The 17673-nt window shown below is 40.3% G+C and carries 20 protein-coding genes; 11 read left to right on the top strand and 9 right to left on the bottom strand.

The genetic code is table 11. The features are described 5' to 3' along the window. Window positions 1-108 precede the first annotated feature (108 nt). On the top strand, window positions 109-561 hold the full coding sequence (locus B3P16_RS20235; protein ID WP_286844088.1) for a GNAT family N-acetyltransferase: 453 nt from the start codon (window positions 109-111) through the stop codon (window positions 559-561). 76 nt (window positions 562-637) lie between these two features. Here the strand turns inward: B3P16_RS20235 and B3P16_RS20240 are convergent, their stop codons facing one another. From B3P16_RS20240 to B3P16_RS20260, 5 genes are all read right to left on the bottom strand, one after another. Further along, entirely contained in the window at window positions 638-952 is a 315-nt protein-coding gene (locus B3P16_RS20240; RefSeq protein ID WP_286844089.1) for a MerR family transcriptional regulator, read from the bottom strand. Window positions 953-982: 30 nt separating this feature from the next. After that, on the bottom strand, window positions 983-1726 hold the full coding sequence (locus B3P16_RS20245; RefSeq protein ID WP_286844090.1) for a LytR/AlgR family response regulator transcription factor: 744 nt from the start codon (window positions 1724-1726) through the stop codon (window positions 983-985). Window positions 1727-1728: 2 nt separating this feature from the next. Next, on the bottom strand, window positions 1729-2736 hold the full coding sequence (locus B3P16_RS20250) for a hypothetical protein (RefSeq protein ID WP_286844091.1): 1008 nt from the start codon (window positions 2734-2736) through the stop codon (window positions 1729-1731). 29 nt (window positions 2737-2765) lie between these two features. After that, a complete protein-coding gene (locus B3P16_RS20255; protein ID WP_286844092.1) occupies window positions 2766-3704 on the bottom strand; it encodes a hypothetical protein in 939 nt (312 codons plus the stop codon). Window positions 3705-3771: 67 nt separating this feature from the next. Next, the gene (locus B3P16_RS20260; RefSeq protein WP_262511804.1) at window positions 3772-3900 is read right to left on the bottom strand and encodes a hypothetical protein; all 129 of its coding nucleotides are present in this window, start codon (window positions 3898-3900) and stop codon (window positions 3772-3774) included. Window positions 3901-4218: 318 nt separating this feature from the next. Between B3P16_RS20260 and B3P16_RS20265 the strand changes: the two genes are divergently transcribed. The 3 genes from B3P16_RS20265 (at window position 4219) to B3P16_RS20275 (ending at window position 5961) form a co-directional block, all read left to right on the top strand. Further along, window positions 4219-4764: a hypothetical protein gene (locus B3P16_RS20265; RefSeq protein ID WP_286844094.1), complete on the top strand. Its 546-nt coding sequence runs from the start codon at window positions 4219-4221 to the stop codon at window positions 4762-4764. 344 nt (window positions 4765-5108) lie between these two features. Continuing rightward, window positions 5109-5624, top strand: a complete 516-nt coding sequence (locus B3P16_RS20270) for a MauE/DoxX family redox-associated membrane protein (RefSeq protein WP_286844096.1) — start codon at window positions 5109-5111, stop codon at window positions 5622-5624. 4 nt (window positions 5625-5628) lie between these two features. After that, on the top strand, window positions 5629-5961 hold the full coding sequence (locus B3P16_RS20275) for a hypothetical protein (RefSeq protein ID WP_286844098.1): 333 nt from the start codon (window positions 5629-5631) through the stop codon (window positions 5959-5961). A gap of 38 nt (window positions 5962-5999) precedes the next feature. Here B3P16_RS20275 and B3P16_RS20280 read toward each other — a convergent pair whose 3' ends face one another. From B3P16_RS20280 to B3P16_RS20295, 4 genes are read right to left on the bottom strand one after another with little or no spacing between them, the layout of a single operon-like run. Then, window positions 6000-7472, bottom strand: coding sequence for a TlpA family protein disulfide reductase (locus tag B3P16_RS20280; RefSeq protein WP_286844100.1), 1473 nt, complete (start codon window positions 7470-7472; stop codon window positions 6000-6002). 1 nt (window position 7473) lies between these two features. Then, complete coding sequence (locus B3P16_RS20285) at window positions 7474-8820, bottom strand: RagB/SusD family nutrient uptake outer membrane protein (RefSeq protein ID WP_286844102.1); 1347 nt, start codon at window positions 8818-8820, stop codon at window positions 7474-7476. A gap of 22 nt (window positions 8821-8842) precedes the next feature. Beyond that, window positions 8843-12325, bottom strand: coding sequence for a SusC/RagA family TonB-linked outer membrane protein (locus B3P16_RS20290; protein ID WP_286844104.1), 3483 nt, complete (start codon window positions 12323-12325; stop codon window positions 8843-8845). Window positions 12326-12341: 16 nt separating this feature from the next. Next, window positions 12342-12716 carry a hypothetical protein gene (locus tag B3P16_RS20295; RefSeq protein WP_286844105.1) on the bottom strand — a complete coding sequence of 125 codons (375 nt, stop codon included), beginning with the start codon at window positions 12714-12716 and terminating at the stop codon, window positions 12342-12344. 997 nt (window positions 12717-13713) lie between these two features. On the opposite strand from B3P16_RS20295, the gene B3P16_RS20300 reads away from it, so the two are divergent. From B3P16_RS20300 to B3P16_RS20330, 7 genes are all read left to right on the top strand, one after another. Continuing rightward, complete coding sequence (locus tag B3P16_RS20300) at window positions 13714-14007, top strand: hypothetical protein (protein WP_286844107.1); 294 nt, start codon at window positions 13714-13716, stop codon at window positions 14005-14007. Window positions 14008-14124: 117 nt separating this feature from the next. Next, window positions 14125-14463, top strand: a complete 339-nt coding sequence (locus B3P16_RS20305) for a n-acetylglutamate synthase (RefSeq protein ID WP_201671002.1) — start codon at window positions 14125-14127, stop codon at window positions 14461-14463. Between the two features lie 60 nt (window positions 14464-14523). Next, a complete protein-coding gene (locus tag B3P16_RS20310; protein ID WP_286844110.1) occupies window positions 14524-14742 on the top strand; it encodes a hypothetical protein in 219 nt (72 codons plus the stop codon). Window positions 14743-14819: 77 nt separating this feature from the next. Then, window positions 14820-15821, top strand: a complete 1002-nt coding sequence (locus B3P16_RS20315) for an HNH endonuclease (protein ID WP_286844112.1) — start codon at window positions 14820-14822, stop codon at window positions 15819-15821. 5 nt (window positions 15822-15826) lie between these two features. After that, window positions 15827-16228, top strand: coding sequence for a (deoxy)nucleoside triphosphate pyrophosphohydrolase (locus B3P16_RS20320; RefSeq protein WP_286844114.1), 402 nt, complete (start codon window positions 15827-15829; stop codon window positions 16226-16228). A gap of 5 nt (window positions 16229-16233) precedes the next feature. Continuing rightward, window positions 16234-17256, top strand: a complete 1023-nt coding sequence (locus B3P16_RS20325; RefSeq protein WP_286844115.1) for an HNH endonuclease domain-containing protein — start codon at window positions 16234-16236, stop codon at window positions 17254-17256. Window positions 17257-17258: 2 nt separating this feature from the next. Then, complete coding sequence (locus B3P16_RS20330; protein WP_286844116.1) at window positions 17259-17633, top strand: HIT family protein; 375 nt, start codon at window positions 17259-17261, stop codon at window positions 17631-17633. Window positions 17634-17673: the final 40 nt, after the last annotated feature.

Here is a 17673-nt window from a genome sequence, read left to right on the forward strand (position 1 = left end):
CAATTCGATGAAAATTGCTGCAAAGGCAGGAGCTGGTCGGGAGAAAGGGAGAAGAAAGTTGGGCAATCGTGCAAATAATCTTAAATTTGAAACCCTTAAAAATAAAAAATGGAAATACGACACTATCAGCCCTCCGATCTGGCACAGATCAGTCAGTTATTTTATGATACGGTGCATACGGTCAATGCCGCAGATTACAGCCAGGAGCAATTGGATGTGTGGGCGACGGGTCAGCTTGACCTGAAGGCCTGGAACGAATCCTTTTTGGCTCACCATACCTTCGTTGCAGTGGTGAATAATCAGCTTGTAGGATTTGGCGATATCACAACAGCTGGCTACCTCGACCGCCTTTACGTCCACAAAGACTATCAGGGACAGGGTATTGCCACTGCGCTGTGCAATAAACTGGAAAATGCTGCCGCATGCGATCTATTTACAACGCATGCTTCGATAACCGCAAAGCCCTTTTTTGAGCGCCGTGGATATCGGGTAATCCAAGAGCAGCAAGTCAGCCGAAATGGCGTGGAGCTAACAAACTATGTAATGCAAAAAAATAGATAAAAAAAACGTCTCCCTATCAGAGAGACGCCCGAAGAAAGTAATGCGTATACAGGTAGAAATCAATTGATCGAGCGGTCTAAAGGCCGCGGTAGCTCTTGCGCAGGCGTTCTACATCCACATCGCGGTAATAGCGTTTATTGCGCTCGCGCTTCGCGATGCAGATATAACCATCCCGCTGGAGGCGATAGAGCGTCTCGGTAGAGATGCCGACATGCGATTTGACATATTCGGCATCACGCAGCAGCACATTTTCCGCTTCCAGCTGCTCCCGCAGCTCGAGATAAGTTGCCAGTTGGCGCTTTACTGCCAATAGTTCCAACAAGATCAATTTTTGGGCAAAGGAATGCCCAGGACTTATGGAAAAGCCCTTGAGGTACTGATTTTTACGCATAATGTATAATTGGGGTTTATAAAAGACGAGTTATTCCACTGATTTCCTCATGCCGGCGATATTCTTTCTGCGCGATCGACTGATGGGAAGACCAGCTTTTTCACCTTCAGTGAGCCATAACTTGCCACCATCAATATGCCTAACAAACTGGAAGTTGACAATATAACCGCGATGTATACGCACAAAATAAGAAAGGGGCATATTTTCTTCGATCTCCTCCATAGTGATTCTGCATATCAGCCTTTCGCTACGGGTCACTATTTCTACATAATTGTCGATGCTATGAATATAGATGATATCTCGATATTTCAAAACCCTTTTATAGCGAGAATCTTTGACTTCGTATACGTAATATTCACGCCTTACCTCTGGCGCTATCATGATTGGTGTCCCTAATCGTTTAAGGCATTTATTTAAAGCCAGAAATACAGCATCAAAAGAGACATTCTTTAGCAGATAATCGCAAGCATCCAATTTGTAACTATCCAGCGCAAATTCGGCATAAGCTGTTACAAAGACCAGCGCTGGACGCATCTGTTCAGGCAATATTCTGTAAAGCTCAAATCCAGAGATTTCAGGCATCTGTATATCCAGAAAAAGAATATCTACTTTATGATGTATCAGGTAGTTGAGTGCCTCCTTTCCATTCTCGAAAACTTTGACATCTTCGAAATCACCTATTTTGTGAATGTCTTTTAATTTTAAGATCTGTTCGAGGACCTTATTGGCGTCTGATCTGTCATCGTCGACCACAACAATACTATATTTAGGCATAATTATTTCATAAATTTTAACTCTACCACAAAATACATCTGCTCCTCAATACGATATGCAATATTTACGCGGTGTTCTTTCAAAGGTTCAAAAAGACGATTGACCAGTTCTAGTCCCTTGCCAGTTCCTTTCTTCTCATTATGGCTCGCAATACGATTACGCACCCGAAAAACTGTTGCATTATTTTCATCTAACCACTCGATGACAATAGGGATCGCTTTTCCAATTGGGCTATAGGAGATCGCATTTTCTACCCAGGTCATCAGTGAAAGCGTGGGGACAGACCTGTTCCAGATATAAGCGGGGACAAGCTCCTCGCCTTTGATCTCTATTGTACGATGCACGCACATATCCACCAGTTGTTTAAGATAAGTCCATTCCTCAACCAGCGCCACCCGAGTGTCCCGCGTGGCAATTTTATTGATGATGTATTGAAAGTAATCCAGCACTTTAAGGTCAAAAACTATTCTTCCCTCAACAGCGAATTGATAAAGCTTAAACAAAAAATGTCCTGACAGCAGCGCATGATCAGAAATATCTTTTACGGCGAGCTGGAGCTTGGAAATCTTCATTTTTTTATTTTTCTTCTGCCAGAAAAAAGTTTCGGCTGAAATGAATAGCCACATGAACGCAAGGCCACGAACGATTTTAATAAATAGCTCTTGCGCATCCCCATCCTTCCAAGGGGAATAAAATACCACGCCGTGTGCCGTCAAAAAACTATAATAATACCATTTCACAATTGGATAAACCAATACGAGGAGCGCGACACCGGGCACTAAAACAAACCAGAGCAGATACCTCTGCGTCCTTATAATATGAAAAGTGCTGAAACAAACTGTAAAATAAAATAAATACGGAATGATATATATGATAAAGATGTTTGGCGGGTGATTTAACCATAAATCTTTGAATAGGATACCCAGCAGCACGGCAAGTGCTGTGATTCCAAGTAAAAACCTGTAATGCAATTGGTTTAAAAAGCTCAGGTTGAATGAAAAAGCCTTCATATTAGAACCGGTCAAGTAGTTAACCCAAATTAGATAATATTATCCTTTTTAACAATAATTTCATAAAAAAGCTTACGAGATAGATCAAATAGATAACCTTTATCTGCAAAAGAAAAAGGTATCATCCAACCGCCCTTATTCCTTCCTTCCAAACCGTTTCGTTCGTCAAATCCCTTGTAATGGTGCATCAGCCCCCAGTTTTCCCAAGCAGTCCAATCCTGCTTCATCATTGCCTGAAAGTATTCCTGGAGTTTGGTAAAGGCTTGTACGAGCGCCATGGGATTATTCTTGTCCGCCGGGGCTAATACAGTGAGCGGATCTTCCACTTGCCAGGTTGGCCTAGCCTCATGCAGTTTTGAACTTAGATGAATGGCGTATACAGGTAGTCCAAATTGATGTGCAAGCTTAAGCAGGTTACTACGCCAATAAAAGTAGCTTGCACCGAAAGATATCCGCAATCGCCCCTGCTTCTCTTTACTGTCATTGCTGCCTACCGATTCATTGGCATCCAAAAATACCAGGATCAGCCGATTACGTGCAATGGCCTGAAGCATCTTACGTATCACCAGCGCGTTATTCGCTTCGAGACATTCGAGCCTATCGGCTGGCAAGCCCATGGCAGACAGATCGCGTGCGTATTGCCTTCGCTCTCTGTTTAGCACTGCAGCCGAGACTACGATGGTGAGTTGGTAACCTGCTGCGATCAGATAACGTGGCAAAAGGCGATATGGCCCATAATGAAATGTAAATACGATGCTGCCGGCTAAAGAGCCAAGCTCAAGTTTAGGCAATTTAAGCAGTACATTTTCAGCAGTAAAATCTAAATCCAGCTGTGCAAAGCGTTGGCGATGATCCTGCCACCGTTGATAGCCAGCCTCCAGTTCAACTGCGGGCTTATCCGGATAAAAGCCTTGCACATTCGCCATCCACAGCAGGCGTTGTAGTTGTTCTTTTTTTTGATTGTTCATTCGGTTTTCGGTTAATATGGCCCAGGTGAATTTGAATCACCTGAGGCCATTGGTGTACGATGAAGAACTATAGAGATCCTGTCCAACATTTATCATCATCCAGATCGCCCAATATGGGGTCGTCACCAAACAGTTCAAAAGCTGTATAGCCTTCAAATAGATCACTTGTTACGCTTGTTTGCAATTCATTTGCCATGTTTAAATCATTTTGTTGACTCGAAAGATGCAGGTCGAATCTATCCTGCTCTATCGTACGATATATTCATTTAATGATCAGCTGATAAACAAATTTGCAACAAGAAATGAAAAAAAAACAAGTCGGGGGAAACAGAGCAAAAAAGCAGCACTGAACTGAAAATTAGCTGACAATCGTGGCGTAAAATACCATTCACCCATGATATATGCAGTTCACCCATCAAATAGGTCATTTATCCCTCAATTAACCTTTAATTAATCAAATATGTAAATTGCCTTTTCCTTTTTTATGATAAAAAATTCCAACATAAACTAAACAATGAAAAAAAGTAAAGAACACCTACTCGATCCCTTTTTTAGGGATATCAATTCACAATGGCAAACCGAGATTCCCGAACTATCAGCCGTATTTGAGGAAGAGAATTTTATAAAGGGCGAGCGACTGACGAACGATTGGGGCGAGCTCTATCTGATCGTTGACGGAATCTTTGGGAAATACGAGAAAACCTGTCCCTTACGCTATGCCATTGCTGGCGAATCATTGATGATCCCCAACCATAAACATCGCTATCAGTTTATCGCGCTGAGTGATTGCCGCACTTACCGTACCTCGCTCCGACAACTGGAGGAAATTAATGCAAACAACCCAAAAGTATTTTACCTGTATGCCAATCTCAAGGACAGGCAGGAGACCTATCTGGACTATCGGCATAAGATGTTATCTTTAGATAATCAGGATAAATACGACTTTGTGTTTGACAAATATCCCGATCTCAGAAGTTATGTCAACCATAAGGAGATTGCCCGATTTATGGGGATCAGCAGCGAGTTACTCCGTCGCCTATTTCGGGATCATGATTGCTAACAGTCCAATTTTTTGGGCATCCTATCACAATTATTCGTTGAGGCAAACACAAAACTTAGTATTCAAAATCCCAACATGGACAATACATTGTACTTGAACTTTGTAATAGCAGCTCGGATAAAGCAAAGCAATGCCATTCAGATTAATCGAAGAAAGTAATAGGTACAGGTGAAAGCGCTATCCGAAAAGCTCCAATAAAAAACAAGGTTATGAAACAGCACAAAAGAAAATTTGCCTTATTCCCGCGATGTCGGTGAATGTAAAACCAACCAGGAAATCCGGCAGTGATATGCTGTTGGCTCCGCAGAAAACGAAAGAGATTCAACACTCACATAAACAAGCTTATGGAAAAGCGCTTCAATATATCAGTACATCAACAGGATCAGCCGGCAAGCTCCCCAAAACGCGGTAGTTCAATCCGCTCGGGTGCACGCTCGATCTATCATCGCTTACCTGATGTGATCATCTACGGCTATGCCTTTCTATACATGTACACGGGATGGGCCAAGTTTATGGATATATCTACCTTTATCAGAGGCAATAGCAAGATCCCCCATCTAGGTCAGTATGCGAAATTGATCGGCTATGGCATCCCCTCGCTGGAGATTGTGCTCGCGATCCTGCTCGTTATTCCTGTATATCGGATCAAGCGCTTTGCACTGTGGACATCGACCCTTTTGATGGGGGTATTTACCATTTACCTCAGTCTGATGGTCAAATTTGCAGAGAAAAAGCTTTGTCACTGTGGTGGTGTGATCGAATCAATGGGCTGGAAAACGCATATCGTCTTTAATATCATTTGGCTAATCGCGGGAATCTTTGCCCTTGTAAGAACAAAAGTTATACATTCTAAAATTTAAACCCATGGTACGAATTAAAAAATATGGGAAATTGCTACTGGGCGTAGCAACAATAGGCGGCGCGATATTGACGCAGTCGTTTACAGAGCAAGCAGCCACAAACAAAAAATTGGCTGGAATTCATCGTTATTATAACAAAACTGGAAGCCCTTCTACAAATCCAGCTGATTACATCTACGGAGATGAAGATGGCCTTGATTGCCAACCAAATGATTCCAAGGTCTGTACTTCGGAATGGAATCTGGGATCGGCGAATCCAGTTGTGGGTCAAGCGCCGCCATCAACTGCGACATTTGTACCTAATAGCGACCAAAAGGGAGAATATACTCCTAATTAGTATTTTTTAAAAAGCCGGAGATTTAACTCCGGCTTCTTTTATCTCAGTACCGCCTGGTCGATGGTCTCAATTAGCGTTTCCACCTTTTTGCCACTTCTTCCTAATTTCACATTATCCGAAGTCTCAATTAAGCCTGTTTTCCCCATTAAGATTGGAAAAGGATAACCTTTTATATTAAGGTATTCAATCAACGGGTGATGGTCTCGCAAGCCATTTGTGTAAAGCTTAATACTATGATCTGAATTATATTTTTTCGATTCAATGGACTTTTTCCATAGTTCTTTCTCTCTATCAATACTTACACTAACAAACAATACGTTTGGATTCTGACTAAAATGCTCTTCTACTTTAGAAACCGTATTTTTAAAATAAATGGCACAATTGCTGCATCCTGTATAGTAGAAATCGAAAAAGACCACTTTTCCCAATAAGTCCTTTTTATGCCAAACCTTACCGTTTAAATCTGTTAACTCGAAATCGGGAAAAGGTTTGCCGACTGCCACTGCTTCCCTAAGCTTTAGCTTTTCTAGTCGAATCGAAGACTTCGAATGTGCAATAAGCCAATTCAAGAAAACTTTTCTACTCTCCTCATCCAACCCATAAAATGATCGCTTTAAAGCAGCATAGCCCATATTTTCCAATGATTGGCCTTGAAAATAGTCTTCCAATAGTTTGATTCTATACTTGATATTATTTTGACCAAACAATGTATTTTTTAATGACCAATACGCAAGATAAAAATTAATATAATTGCTTGACGACAATTTGCCCTTTTCAACAATAGTTCGTCCATAAGACGACTCAAATTTATGCAATATGCCCGCTATATCTTCAGTGCGCTTAGAATCATTTTTAATGAAGCTAACTGTTAGTGGCCTCAAAAGAAAGGTATAGTAGATTTTGTAAAACATATTAGCCAACATCCACTCTTTGGCGGGAAAATCCAAATCTGATTTATTGACCAGTCTGCCAGCTTCAATATTCATATCCACAGCACGATCAAATATTGTCAACTGGGCAAAATCACCGGTAAAATAGTCTATTGATGAAGGATAACGGAAATAACTAACCCTATTCCATAGCATCCCGTCCAACGTGTACTGTAAACGATATTGTTCAGCGCCGAAGCCCGAAAAAGTAATCTTATCAAAATTTCTTACTGAATGATTATTGGTTACGACTATACTATCCGTCGCAGATACATACCAATTGTCAATAAACTCATTTATAGAGCCCTGTTTATACATATTGACTGTAAGTATAAAATGCTTCGGCAAATTTGCAAGCTCGATCTTACCTTTTCCGTCTATCACCGAAAAGACGTGACCATCCGTTAATTCTGTTTCAAGTTTTAATACGTCAGCGTCTTCGTCAATACGCTGAATGGTCACTGCAGCTTTCTCAAATTGATCAAAGCCCGCTAACTGCATGACAAAATTTGATTTCCTTTGTGCTGAGAGCGTAAAAACAATATGCAAGAGGATAACTATACTTAAAAATATCTTTTTCATATTATCTTGGATTTTGGGTCATTGGATTTAACAATAGTTCTTTTTGCGGGATAGGCAGTACATACTTCGGATCATTTGGCGCCAATACAATTTCATTACCATTGAGCTTCCGTCGCATCGTTACTTTTTGATCCGTAGATTTATTTAACCGCTTAATATCGGTAAGCCGAATACAGCGAAAAAGCAAGCTTTTGCGCCGTTCTTCGAGAACTGTCTTTAGTGCTGTAGCCTGATCATTAAAGCTTACAGGAACATACTTAACTGTCTTCCAGCGCGTAGCCATCAATTTATTAAACAGATTTTCGGCTTCTTTTAGCTGCCCCGTGCGCAACAGACATTCCACGGCATTCAGGTACACTTCATCCACTGCCAGTCCGACAAAGCAGTTGGCGACGCCAAAGTATCCACCTTTGAAACGAGGAAGTCCAGCATTAATACGGAAAAAGAGCTGCCTGCGGAGATCATCCGCCCCATAAGAGCTGTACAATGCGCTATCAATGACATGGTTATTTTGCGATAGAATCGCAGGATTAGCAATGTAAACAGATAATATCACTTCCTTATTAAATCGATCAAAAGGAAAATTAGCCGATGCATTTAAGCTGTTGTAATCTAGAAGTTGATCATTGCTACTCAGGCACAGTTGCGCATATTGTAGCGCAGCAGCGTAGTTAGACATCGCAAGATAGATCCGGGATAACATCGCCCAAGCTGCCAAGCGTGAAGGCCTCAGTTTATTGGCTGGTACTAATGGCAGTAATTTCTCGGCCGCATCTAAATCCGACAATACGTATTCATAGCTCTGTTTCAATGAACTACGCTGCATCTTATCATTCACATTTGCCGTACTCCTGAGTGGGATACCCAAGGGATCGGCCTCATCATAGGCCCCACAGAATTCTGCCAAAAGTGCATAATGATAAAATGCTCTATAGAACAATGCACTACCTTTTACATTGTCCCAGCCCGTTGGATCTGAGGATCTTTCCACTTTATCGATGCCTTCAATAATCACATTTACCTGCAGGAGTTTATCGTAAGCGTCGCTCCAGCTGGCACTTCCCTCACCTTCATAAAAATCGTCGTTCCCCTTTGCCCAGGTATATATATTGCGGGCAGCAGCAGAACTGAGTCCATTAAATGTTGCATCAGGTACATAGAGGTTATCAGCGGAGACCTCCATATTACCGAATGAACTTGAATTATTGAACTTAGATGTGTTATCCAGCCAGGCCTGATAGTCCACTACGCTTTTGGGCACGACTAAAGATTGATCCGGTTTTATATCCAGCCAAGAGCTGGAACAAGCTATCATCGTGATAAGCCCAAGCACTGATAATATGAGCATGTATATTTTCATTGTTATTGAATTAATAGGTTAATGAAGCACCAAGTGTTACTTGAAATGGTATTGGATAAGTTGCTAATGGATTGGCATTTCCTGAAATATAATCCGGATCATACCCCCAATCATTTGCCCTCCATAGCAACCCAAGATTTTCCAGCTGCCCAGAAATCTTCAATACTGTATTTTTCTTTCCGATCTGTGGATGTAGCTTATAAGAAATAAAGACATCCTGCAGTCGAATATGTGCCGCCTTACCTACATTGACCGTGCTGTATTGATAGAGATTGTCGCGATTAGTGTTTGCCGGATAGCTAAAACTCGGTACATCGGTATTCATTTCATCCCCTTGATTCTGCCATCGGTTAGCAAATTCGGCATGCCCGACCAGTTTTCCTGCGCTGGCAAGCTGGCTATACGAAAGACTGGGTTTACGAAATACATAACCCAATTTATATAGTATGCTTGCCCCGAGCTCCCAATCCTGATAGCGAATTCGATTCATCCAGCTACCAAAATATTTTGCTCGAGTCATGCCGTTGTACACAAGATTTTCTGCACGGAGATTACTAAGTAGATTGTTATAATCGGCACTGGCTTTTCCATCCACGTCCAAAATACGAGGTCCACCATTTTGAGGATCAAGTCCTGCCCATTGAAAGCTGTATAAGCTGTGAACCGGAAAACCTACCCGCGGTATATTATCATTCGCCGTATATGACATAACGGGCACGACACCTTTGTCATAGGCCTTTACCTTATCGTAGGTATAGCTAAACAGGAGGTCAGAGCGATAGCCAAATATACTCCCCTTCAGCAAATTAGCCGTCAGCCTGATATCTACACCCTGCCCCGAAATAGCGCTGTAGTTTCCGCGCATAGAACTCACCCCGCTGCTCGGTGCAAAAGGCTTATCACCGATCATATCCTTTCCATTTTTCAAATAATACTCGATACTGCCTTCGAGCCATTTGCTAGCCAACCGAAAATCAATAGCAAAATTCGCCTGTCCGATACGCTCCCATCGGAGATCGGGATTGCCAAGATTGGCCAATGTAGCATAAGGTAAGCCCGTAAAACTTGCATTGCTACGGTATTGCAAGGTGGTCACACCCGTCAGATTGGAAGACAGATTACCACTATAGCCATACGTAGCGCGCAGATCAAGCTGGTCGAATAGCCCTCTTTTAAAGAAAGATTCTTTTATAAGCCGCCATTTCAGTCCTGTAGACCATAGTGGCACCAGCTTTTGATTGGTATTGACACCAAAATAATTGGAGCCGTCCATCCGAATGCTCGACGAAAGAATATATCGATCGTGCAGTGCAAATGATCCATTGAAAAAAGTAGATACAAATCTAGAAACACCTTTTCCCTGACCGCTGTAGTTTGGAATCGTCGCAGCAGTTCCATAAGGTGATAAGGTGAAATAGGAAACATAATCGACTGGCTGTGCGGTCAGAATATCTTTATCATAGCCATACAATCTAAAATAATCCGAGCTACGCTGCGTCTGCGAAAGTTCAGCTCCCAATAGCATATCCAAGCGCCACTCTTTCGCTTCACGCGAATAGTTGAGCTGGCCTCTTAAGTTCGCAGCCTGTGTACGGCTCTTAGAAATACTGGCAATGTCCCCTACTGGAATATTATAGCCCACGACCTTTCCATCCTGCAATTCCGTATACTGGTTGATCAAATTACGTGTTGAAAAAGATTCCTGTGGAGCAACTAGGTTATTATCCAAAAAACTATGTTGCATCTGCGCACTGATATCGGCAGTAAGTCCTTTGGCCAATTGTAAGTTGACCGAAGTATAAGCACGGATATCATGGGTATTGCTATTGTTTTCTGTACGCCCCAATTCTTGCAAAGGCCAGTATGACCAGTCAAGGAACCCCTTTTGGGGTGCAAGCTGATCTACCCAGTTGCCACTGAATATTGGATAGAGAGACGTTTGATTACCTTCGTCATCCCACAAACGTAAATAGGGATAAAGACCATTGCCACCGAGCAGTTCAGCAAGCGTATTATCGACCGAGTTTCTCGCTTTTATGTAATTTAATCCAACAGTCCATTTGATGCGATCTGTAATCGACAAAGTATTCGACAGATTGATCGAAAGCCGGTCTGACTGATTTTTCTTTAGCCCCTGCAAATCCTTGTTGTACGCAATTGAGGTATAATATTGCCCTTTACCATAGCCACCACTGATATTGAGGTCATAATTTTGCAGGAGCCTATTGCGGTAGAAAGCTTTCGAGAGATCATTCCGGACATCATAGGTACCGAGTTGACTAACAAGCTTTTCAGCTTCTGCTATATTTCCCTGATGCAACAATTGTACATAAGGCGAAATCACCGGATAATTTTGGGTATCGTCAAATAAGGTATTATAGCGTCCATTGTCAAAGAGCAGCTTTTCTGCCGATAAGTAAGTCTGTGCATCCATATAATTGGGCGCATATTTCAGATCCGGCTTTGCTGCAATTGAGAAACGAGAAGAAAAGGAAATAGTCACTGGCTGATTGACCTGACCTTTCTTTGTCGATATGACAATGACGCCATTTCCTGCTCGTGCTCCCCAGATACTTGCCGCAGCTGCATCTTTCAGTACATCTACCGACGCAATATCTTCCGGATTGAGCATATCAATATCACCGCTATAGGGAAATCCGTCTACGACGATCAGCGGCTGGTCATTTGCAAAAATGGTACTTTGCCCTCTTACGGAAATATCCTTATCCGAGTTGAAACGCAGGCCACTTACCAGCCCTTTCAAGCGTGAGATCACCGTTGTGGACGGACGGCTATTGAAGTAATTCATATCCGTTTGGGCAAAACTCCCCGTCGCCCGCTCCTTCGGAATCTTTTGGTATCCTGTAGAGACTACTTCCACCTCTTCCAATTGATTCTCCAGCGGTATCAATTTCACTTTCATTGATACCCCACTGATATAGGGTAGTTCTAATCGCCTGAATCCCATATGGGAAAATGAAACAATACCTTTGGGATTGGGGACTTGGAAAGAAAAGGAACCGTCGTTACGCGAAGAAGCCCTACCCTTTTCACCATCTACTCGAATGGACACCCCTTCGATCGGTTTGCCGTCGACTGAAGATACGACAGTACCACTGACAGATAACAGCCCTTCAGCCCCGCTATCCTTGCGGGGCGTCTGAGCTGATAAACTAAACATATGAAACAAACAAGCCAGCATAAATAGGGCTTGTTTGTTCTTCAATGCCTTTAAAAGACAAATAATGACATTGAAAACTAAAAAGTATAGATTCAGTGAAAACTGTATCGTTCCCTTTACGCTCTTTGGCATCGGCACAGGGGTACATGCCGACATTATTAGCCTTAAGCTATATACTATACAATTGAAGGGGTACTTTTTATCCCATGCATTTTGTATTTTTTTTAAATTATTTTTTTTGGCACCTTTTATAGCTGCCAGATAGGCTACCTTATCCAATAAGGCAGACATCCAGTTTGATCTGTGTTTCATCTGCTTATTGTTAAAGTTAGTCCGCTATGCGGCCGAAAAATTCATGGATCCGCTTGGTGATTTCCAGCTCATCCAAACTAAAACCTGTTGTTTCAGCGTCTGAAAAATCTAATTTGCTCATGTCTACATCGTCTTTATGCACATGGAAATAAGCGATCAGTACAGCTAATAGGTCGAAGCCGAACACCTGCTTTTGGCAGAGTTCTATTAGATTTTCATTAGGCCAGCGGTCTGCTGACTTTTTAAGTAGTAAAGAAATGGTATTCTGGATGGTCCGGATATCATACTTTGTCCAAAAATCAGCGATCTTATCCGTGGGATCATAGTTCTGATCGTGTACTTGATATATGGCCAGCTCGAGAGCTAGTACATTTAAGTATTTTTGATTCATTTTATAGGTTCAAAAAAGATGACTTCAGCCCTACCCGATCAATTTAAACGGGCATAGCCTCCCCTTTGCAAAAAAATTGCATTCAAAAAGGGTTGTCAATCGCAGCTTTTTTTAAATACTGCTTGTACAACAAGAAAAAATTAACAGTTCCGCAAAGCGCCCGCAAATTGGTTACAAGTCATCATTAGGGGTTATTATGGCGCTTCCTCTCGGAAAGAAATAAAAACCCGACCTATTTAGTATAGAATAACAATACAAAATTATAGTATTTAATTTTGTTGTTTAGAAATAAAAGTGCTACATTTAAGGTGTTAGAAGTCTCGCAAGAGCAATTTCATTAATTACACAAAATTAAGGGTGTAGTGTATCAAATACAGATCGGGAAAAACCTAGTCAAGGGCCTTTCTAGCACTTACCTGTTCGGCACGAACTATTTTGCGGATGCCGCTATCCCCTATTTTGGTTTATATTGTTTAACCGGATTATTCTGGAGCCCGAATAATCTTACTAATTAAAATTAAATTGGAAAACCGAATACTTACATCCTGGAGGTAAGCCTGGCATTTTAGACGGTGTTTAAATCGTTTTGTCATAATCATATTTGGTTATAAAAAACGATGAAACTCAACAGCTGTAGGAAGGTCGAATCGGCTGAAAAACCAATAAGATGAACCATCCTGCTCCTTGCCCAGGAAACCGCTAAGAAACCTGTCATCAAGTCTACACGAGACTTGAATCTTGAACCCAAGAAGACTTACAGACGGCTCACCCTACTGGTAATATATCGTAAAGATAGCATTTCCAGTAGAAAATGGCGAACCGCAGTCCTCTCGTGTTCATTTAGCGGTTTTCAGACGAGAGTAACATCGTTGTTGGCGAAAACCAAGTTTCCGCCCTACGTGTCGCTTTTTTTTAAAACTAATACAAATATAGCAAATCATACTCACTTGTCCGCTATAGCGGACAATATTTTTTTCAATTTTTTTATCATAAAATAATGACAAAGATTAAAGATGAACAACAGGAACAGTTGGAAAATGACTTATTGAGCTTTATTAACGTCACATTTATTGCACCAATTAAAATTAACGGTATTAAACCGACTATAAGGCAGTATGAAGAAATTACTTCAATTGGAAGAACAACAATTGAAAAATTGATAAAGAGCCAAGGATACGATTTGCCAATTTCAACCATTTCCAAAATTTGCCAGTATGCAAATATATCTCTATCAGAATTCTTCTCGAAGTTTGAAGAGTACCAAGAAACAAAAAGCAAGGAGAAGCGATGAAATAAACTTACAGGGAAAGTCAATCTCCGAATTCTCAGCAGAGAGCAAGATAAGTCGCTTAACGGATATTTCCTAATTCACTTAGTATGCTAAATATATTAAGAACAAAATTGATAAATGAACTACAATAATCGAATATTCAGAGTCATCAACAATTCAGATAATGGTGACACCTCGGGCGAGACCACGTTTCACTATATACAAGTTGGGAATATTCTCAATTCAAATTATTCAGGAGGGAATATTGTCTCAGGTCATTTATTAGGAGTTGTAGATGAAAATGGCAATATAGATATGCGGTACCATCATATTAATACTGCAGGGGAAATCATGACGGGGCTCTGTAAATCTACTCCTGAAATTCTTAAAGATGGAAGAATTAGACTGCACGAGGAGTGGAAATGGACAAGTGGGGACCAATCTAGTGGTAAGTCTATTATTGAAGAAATAGTATAAATCATGTTAAAAATTTGAACGGATTAAAACAAAAATACCTTAACCAATAAATTATAAATTATGTTCTCATTCGGATTATTCATGTACCTCATTTACGGAGGATTTATTGCAATTTGTCTCTACGGGCTGTACCTGATTCTTTCAAATCTCCTTGAAAGATACCTAATCGTCAAACGCGATCACACCGCAGCGTTACGCGAGCAAAATGAAATTTTAAAGGATATTGCAAAAGCTGTTAAACCTAACGACAACAATTATCCCGCTCCTCCTGCTGTATAGTCAATTTAATATTGAATGAATTACTTTGTTAATAAAGCAACAGCTGAAAAAAATAGTCACATATTACTACTCAAAAAATGATTGAAAAAGAATTTAATGAACTTTGTTCCTTTAGGCAAAACAATCCGCCGATTAAAGGTGAAACGATATCAACAAATTCTGAACTCGTTAAGCCTGTGTTTGCGAATCTCTCTGCGTTTAGAAATAAGCTTGAAGATAGATTTAGAAAATATAAGGGTGTAGATCTAAAATTTGAATACTCAAAAGGAGCTTCTAACTTCCCAAACATTCTTCATGTCTCTATCTTGCCCCCCGATCAGAAAGTATCAAATGGAATCTATGTAGTGATATGTTTTGATAAATTGGGTCGAGGAGCTGTCGCAGGTTGTGCCGAATCTAAAACGCACCCAAAGGGATTGGATGTTATTACTAGAAAAAAATCTAATAAAGATAATTTATTTATTGATGTTGACGGTGGCAAGGAGAATACAAAATACAATAACACATTTGCTAATCCTAAAGAGTTCTATTACGAACTTGTTGATGATAAAGAATTATTTGATCATTTAGAGGCTTCTCTTAATCTAGTTCTATTTAAGCTAAATTTAATAGACAGCTCAAATATACCTGTAAAAGACCTAGTAACTAGCAATTCCCTATCGACACCATTTGATCCAGAGAACGTTGAAGATGGAAGAAAAAAAATAGCTAGAGAAATTAGTGTAAGACAAGGCCAGCCAAAATTCAGGAAAGATCTATTAAAAGCTTACAATTATCAATGTGCAATTTCAGGCTGTGAAATACAACCTATTTTAGAAGCTGCACATATCCTTCCGTATAAAGGAAAGGAAACTAATCACGTTCAAAATGGAATACTCCTTCGCGCCGATTTACATACACTCTTTGATCTACAACTGATAACTATAGATTCTGAGACGTATACTATTAGTATCGATGACTCCCTAAGAAATTCTGAATATAAAATATACAATGGAAAGAAATTAAATCTTCCTAATACAACTGAATTACAACCTAGTAAAGAGGCTATTATTCTTCGAAATAAAAGTAAAATAAATTAAACGACATGGCTATCATTAAAGTTGTTTGTGGAATTATATTCAAAGATAATCTTGTTTTGATTTGCCGACGAAAACCGGAAAAATCTTTAGGTGGCTATTGGGAGTTTCCGGGGGGCAAGGTTGAAGAAGCTGAGTCTCACGAAGATTCGCTAAAACGCGAATTAATGGAAGAACTTAATTTGGACGTGAATATCAAAAAGCACTTTTTTAATACAGTTCACTATTATGAAAAAATCACAATTGAATTGATCTCTTTCATTTGTGTGACCGAAAATATAGCTTCTGAGTCTACCGATCATGATCAACTTGAGTGGGTGGAAGTTAGTGACCTATTAAATTGGAAACTCGCTCCTGCTGATATTCCTATTGCGAAAGAATTGATTGAAACGTATTCTCAAATAAAATAGTATTGGTGACGCAATTTCAGATAAACGACCCCAGTCTCGAATCGCAATGGCGAGCAATCATCTTGTTTGGCAAAAACTCGGCAACATATAAATTTGCTTTTGCTAAGTCAATCATTGAACTACTGCCTTCCGGCAAATCGTCATTGTCATTGGAAGATTTAGCAGTACCCTTCTCCAAGAATATTGTTGATCATTTACGGAAAAGTGATAAGCAAGGTAATTCTTCTTCTAGCAAATTTTTAAATGCTTGTCGCGATTTTATTGCTGGTCGTATCAATGAAGATCAGTTGATCCAAACGACAATTAAATACGGTTTTGTCAATGTTGTCGATGCATTTCAAAATGTAAATGGCGACATTATCAGAGATCCTTTTTATCAAAAGAACTATGCTGACGGCAGAAAAGAGATCATTCTTACCGACAATATCTTTAAATTAAGGGAGGCGCTACAATTTATAAATTTGGAGCAAGAAGTTGATGCAAGATGGAATCTGGTCGAAACAGCTTGGAACCTCCAATTGAATCCCAATCTATTAGAAGTAAAACACGATTCGCTAAAACAGGAATTGTTCATAGATTCATTTATGCGTCGGATTGATATAACCTCTGTCAGAGATTCGTTAAACGGTTACCAAAAAGGAAAATGCTTCTACTCTTACCAAGATATATTTGTAAACAAAGGATCGGAGAACATCTGTGAAGTAGACCACTTCCTACCGCATCTTAATAAAAAGGCTCACACCGCAGAAGAAGCGAATATTAACGGTATCTGGAATTTGGTTTTGGCAGATCCTAAAATCAACGGTGATAAAAGTGCTAGAGTACCACATCGCCGCTACTTGGAAAGGCTATATAACCGAAATGAGTTCTACATAGAAAGTAAACATCCTCTTGCCGAAACAATTATTAATCAAACAGGGAAAAATAAAGAAAAAAGACGTATCTTTCTACAAACGCAGTATAACCTAGCACTCTCCCACTCTATCCATGAATGGGAGCCGTGGATCGAACTGCAGGGAAATTTTTAGCCATGAGTAGCATTAAAAACTTTTTAGAATTACCAACAGATAAACAAATTGGAGAAACACAACATTTCTTCCTTATACGAGATGGATTTCCAGTTAGCCCAGGTCACACACTTATAATAAGCAAGGCACTTCGTACAGATTATTTCGAACTGACTCCTTTAGAAAAAGCTGACTTGGATAATGCGATTGGCCTAGCTCGATCTTTAGTTGAAGCAGAATTTACTCCTGATGGCTACAATATCGGCATGAATTGTGGTGAATCTGCCGGTCAAACGGTCTTTCATTTTCATTGCCACTTAATTCCACGTTATGTTGGAGATATGGAAAATCCTAGAGGTGGCGTTAGACATGTGATACCTAGTAAGGGAAGTTATTAGATGAGGTGGTCGTATATATTTAAGCATTGGGGAACCACAA

This window comes from Sphingobacterium sp. UBA7631 (assembly GCF_002483935.1).
GTDB classification, from domain to species: domain Bacteria; phylum Bacteroidota; class Bacteroidia; order Sphingobacteriales; family Sphingobacteriaceae; genus Sphingobacterium; species Sphingobacterium multivorum.

What these genes read in the sequence shown, in the direction of transcription:
- B3P16_RS20235 (WP_286844088.1), top strand. Translation starts at nt 109, where the DNA reads ATGGAAATACGACACTATCAGCCCTCCGATCTGGCACAGATCAGTCAG.
- B3P16_RS20240 (WP_286844089.1), bottom strand. Translation starts at nt 952, where the DNA reads ATGCGTAAAAATCAGTACCTCAAGGGCTTTTCCATAAGTCCTGGGCAT.
- B3P16_RS20245 (WP_286844090.1), bottom strand. Translation starts at nt 1,726, where the DNA reads ATGCCTAAATATAGTATTGTTGTGGTCGACGATGACAGATCAGACGCC.
- B3P16_RS20250 (WP_286844091.1), bottom strand. Translation starts at nt 2,736, where the DNA reads ATGAAGGCTTTTTCATTCAACCTGAGCTTTTTAAACCAATTGCATTAC.
- B3P16_RS20255 (WP_286844092.1), bottom strand. Translation starts at nt 3,704, where the DNA reads ATGAACAATCAAAAAAAAGAACAACTACAACGCCTGCTGTGGATGGCG.
- B3P16_RS20260 (WP_262511804.1), bottom strand. Translation starts at nt 3,900, where the DNA reads ATGGCAAATGAATTGCAAACAAGCGTAACAAGTGATCTATTTGAAGGC.
- B3P16_RS20265 (WP_286844094.1), top strand. Translation starts at nt 4,219, where the DNA reads ATGAAAAAAAGTAAAGAACACCTACTCGATCCCTTTTTTAGGGATATC.
- B3P16_RS20270 (WP_286844096.1), top strand. Translation starts at nt 5,109, where the DNA reads ATGGAAAAGCGCTTCAATATATCAGTACATCAACAGGATCAGCCGGCA.
- B3P16_RS20275 (WP_286844098.1), top strand. Translation starts at nt 5,629, where the DNA reads ATGGTACGAATTAAAAAATATGGGAAATTGCTACTGGGCGTAGCAACA.
- B3P16_RS20280 (WP_286844100.1), bottom strand. Translation starts at nt 7,472, where the DNA reads ATGAAAAAGATATTTTTAAGTATAGTTATCCTCTTGCATATTGTTTTT.
- B3P16_RS20285 (WP_286844102.1), bottom strand. Translation starts at nt 8,820, where the DNA reads ATGCTCATATTATCAGTGCTTGGGCTTATCACGATGATAGCTTGTTCC.
- B3P16_RS20290 (WP_286844104.1), bottom strand. Translation starts at nt 12,325, where the DNA reads ATGAAACACAGATCAAACTGGATGTCTGCCTTATTGGATAAGGTAGCC.
- B3P16_RS20295 (WP_286844105.1), bottom strand. Translation starts at nt 12,716, where the DNA reads ATGAATCAAAAATACTTAAATGTACTAGCTCTCGAGCTGGCCATATAT.
- B3P16_RS20300 (WP_286844107.1), top strand. Translation starts at nt 13,714, where the DNA reads ATGACAAAGATTAAAGATGAACAACAGGAACAGTTGGAAAATGACTTA.
- B3P16_RS20305 (WP_201671002.1), top strand. Translation starts at nt 14,125, where the DNA reads ATGAACTACAATAATCGAATATTCAGAGTCATCAACAATTCAGATAAT.
- B3P16_RS20310 (WP_286844110.1), top strand. Translation starts at nt 14,524, where the DNA reads ATGTTCTCATTCGGATTATTCATGTACCTCATTTACGGAGGATTTATT.
- B3P16_RS20315 (WP_286844112.1), top strand. Translation starts at nt 14,820, where the DNA reads ATGATTGAAAAAGAATTTAATGAACTTTGTTCCTTTAGGCAAAACAAT.
- B3P16_RS20320 (WP_286844114.1), top strand. Translation starts at nt 15,827, where the DNA reads ATGGCTATCATTAAAGTTGTTTGTGGAATTATATTCAAAGATAATCTT.
- B3P16_RS20330 (WP_286844116.1), top strand. Translation starts at nt 17,259, where the DNA reads ATGAGTAGCATTAAAAACTTTTTAGAATTACCAACAGATAAACAAATT.